Genomic DNA, 2,519 nt, shown 5'->3' with positions numbered 1-2,519 from the left:
TGCGCTGGGCCGATATCCTGGAGTCGTGCCCTACGGCAATAGTCATTTTGGATTTTACCTTGGCGGACAGCCAATAAGCAAACGCTTTTGTAATCCAATATACAACCTCGTCGGTGAGTTCTATTTCGTTCCCTTCATGCTTGACCGCATTGCCTCTTATGTCGCTTCCGCTTAAAAGAGATTTAAAATCCACAATAATCTTACTGTCTCCGGAATTTTTTGTCTTTTGCCTTATTATATAGTAATGCAAAAAAAAACTCAAGAAATACATATTAGCCATGCGGCATATTGTCAAATTCTGGGTATAAAAAACCTGCTTACTAAAAAACTAATAATATGAACAACGGGTATCTAAAAGCCGCCGCGGCCATGCCCCAAATGTATATTGGAGGCATATTTCAAAATACGCAAAATATCAAAGAAATGATAATGGAATTAAACGCCCAATGCGTTGATATTGCCCTTTTTCCCGAGATGTGCCTCTACGGCGCAAGCCAAAGCCCCATAGTCGCCCAAAACGCGCTTATAAACGAGTGCGAAGAGGCGCTTTTGGAAATAGCGCAATTTACCAAAAACCGTCAAATCTTGTGCGCGATAGGTTTGCCCTTAAGGGTGGAAGAAAAAATCCTAAACTGCGCGGCGGTAGTCGGAATGGGCAAGATTTGGTGCGTAGTTTATAAAGGCAATTATAAGCCAAGTTTTGACCAAATTGCCTTGGGCGATTATTCTATTCCTTTTAGCAACAGGGCTTTGATGCGCTGTAACTCGCATTTGCCCGTCAATATCGCGATAAATATAGGCAAGGACTTGGGTTTTTTTTATAAAACTTCGGCCAATATCGTTTTAAATCCCTATTCGACCGATTTGAAGCAATTTGATAATTATCCAAACCAAATAAAAATCTTATCTCAATCGCCCCCAAAAGCCATAATATCGGCATGCGGGGCAATTTGCAAAACGCCTTACGCCGATAGAAGCAGTACAATCGCCGAATGCGGAAAAATACTTGCCGCAAGCGCGACCCAGCCAATTGTTACGGCAGAGTTGGACATAGAACGGATTGCGGGATTAAGGACATTGGAAAATAACACTTTTTTCTTGACGGAAAAAGCTTACGAAAACGCTTTTATAGAGTTGCCGCTGGACCAAGACACGCATTTTGCCCGAAAACGAAAATACCCAAGACAGCCTTACGCGGACGATAATTTTGAAAAGATATATGAAAGGCTGGCGCAAATTTTATACGAACTAATTAAAAATACCAAAAAACGCATCGCCTTGCGCCAAGGAGGGCATTTTTGGCTGCTGGTATCTTTGCTCTTGGACATGCGCCAAAATTATAGCGTAGCGCCGTCCTCGTTTACATTGCTTTTGGACGGCCTCCAAGACCAAGATTTGATTATTAAAAACTCGGGCTTTGATATACAAGAAACCAGCAAAGAAAGCCAAAACATAGCAAATGCCTATGTTTTGGATTGGGCGCAAAAGAACAACTCCTTAGTCTTAAGCGGAATGGACAGAACGGACTTCATACGGCATAAAAGCTGCGGCATCGGCTTTGTTAATCCTTTGGTCAATTTTAACAAAACCGCCCTTTGCGCAATGTTTAGCCAAAGGCGCAAATACGACGCTGATTGGTCGCGCATTTTGGAACAAAACCAGCCAAGTTTGGACGAAATAATTATTGACTTTTTTATTTATCACCATATTGATTGCGGGCTTAGCGCCCGAAAAACCAAGCAAATCGCCTGCGAGACCTTTGAGGATATCAAAAAAGTCCAAGATTTGTGGGATGATTTTGTTGTTACTATTTAATAAAATCGTTTAATCAATATTTTGTCTTATACTTTTTATCGCTTTATATTTAAAATTTGGGCGCAAAAAATATTCTTAACGATTTTTGACGCATAATATCGCATTTTGCGAAATAAATTTATATACAATAGATTTTTATTGGCCGTTTTTGGCCGGGGGAATATGAGAGATTATATAATAAAAAGAGCAATAGATTTGGGATATTATTTTGTGGAAAACAAACAGACCGTCAGACAAGCCGCCAAAGTTTTCAATATAAGCAAATCCACCGTCCACAAAGACATAACCGAAAGGCTGCCCGAAATTGATTACGAGTTGTTTGAACAAGCGCGCAAAATTTTGGATATCAACCTATCCGAACGGCATATAAGAGGCGGGCTTGCCACTAAGAAAAAATACCAAAGATCTAAAAAATCAGTTCCCGAAAATCCCTTATAAAGATATCAGAGATATCATACAAAAGGTTAATTTCGTCTTCGGATTGGGAATCATACATTCCGACAATTTTACAGCCCAAGTCTTTTATGGCGATTATATAATAAGGATAATCCTCTATAACGGCGCATTCGCGCGGCTCAAAGCCCGCATCCGAAAAGGCGTATAAAAACAAAGCGCCGTCGCGCTTATGAATGCCCGTGTCGCGGCGGGTGTATATACCGTCGGCTTTAAGCCCGTATTTTTCCAAGACCGCTGTCACAAATTGC

General features: G+C 40.8%; 4 protein-coding genes. 2 read left to right on the top strand and 2 right to left on the bottom strand.

Translation table 11 applies throughout. The features are described 5' to 3' along the window. Positions 1-193 (bottom strand): phosphomannomutase/phosphoglucomutase (locus GX756_02415; GenBank protein ID NLC16716.1); only part of this gene is annotated, 193 nt, incomplete at its 3' end. A 143-nt stretch (positions 194-336) separates the two neighbouring features. On the opposite strand from GX756_02415, the gene GX756_02410 reads away from it, so the two are divergent. Together GX756_02410 and spoIIID are read left to right on the top strand one after the other, a co-directional pair. Then, positions 337-1,815, top strand: a complete 1,479-nt coding sequence (locus GX756_02410; protein ID NLC16715.1) for a hypothetical protein — start codon at positions 337-339, stop codon at positions 1,813-1,815. A gap of 162 nt (positions 1,816-1,977) precedes the next feature. Continuing rightward, positions 1,978-2,253, top strand: coding sequence for a sporulation transcriptional regulator SpoIIID (gene spoIIID, locus GX756_02405; protein ID NLC16714.1), 276 nt, complete (start codon positions 1,978-1,980; stop codon positions 2,251-2,253). Here spoIIID and GX756_02400 read toward each other — a convergent pair. Continuing rightward, a partial coding sequence (locus GX756_02400) for a hypothetical protein (protein ID NLC16713.1) occupies positions 2,222-2,519 on the bottom strand: 298 nt, incomplete at its 5' end. The two genes, spoIIID and GX756_02400, sit on opposite strands and share 32 nt — an antisense overlap.

The sequence above is a fragment of the Clostridiales bacterium genome, from assembly GCA_012512255.1.
Taxonomy (GTDB): Bacteria; Bacillota; Clostridia; order Christensenellales; family DUVY01; genus DUVY01.
This window is presented reverse-complemented; position numbering and strand designations above follow the sequence as displayed.

What these genes read in the sequence shown, in the direction of transcription:
- GX756_02410 (NLC16715.1), top strand. Translation starts at nt 337, where the DNA reads ATGAACAACGGGTATCTAAAAGCCGCCGCGGCCATGCCCCAAATGTAT.
- spoIIID (NLC16714.1), top strand. Translation starts at nt 1,978, where the DNA reads ATGAGAGATTATATAATAAAAAGAGCAATAGATTTGGGATATTATTTT.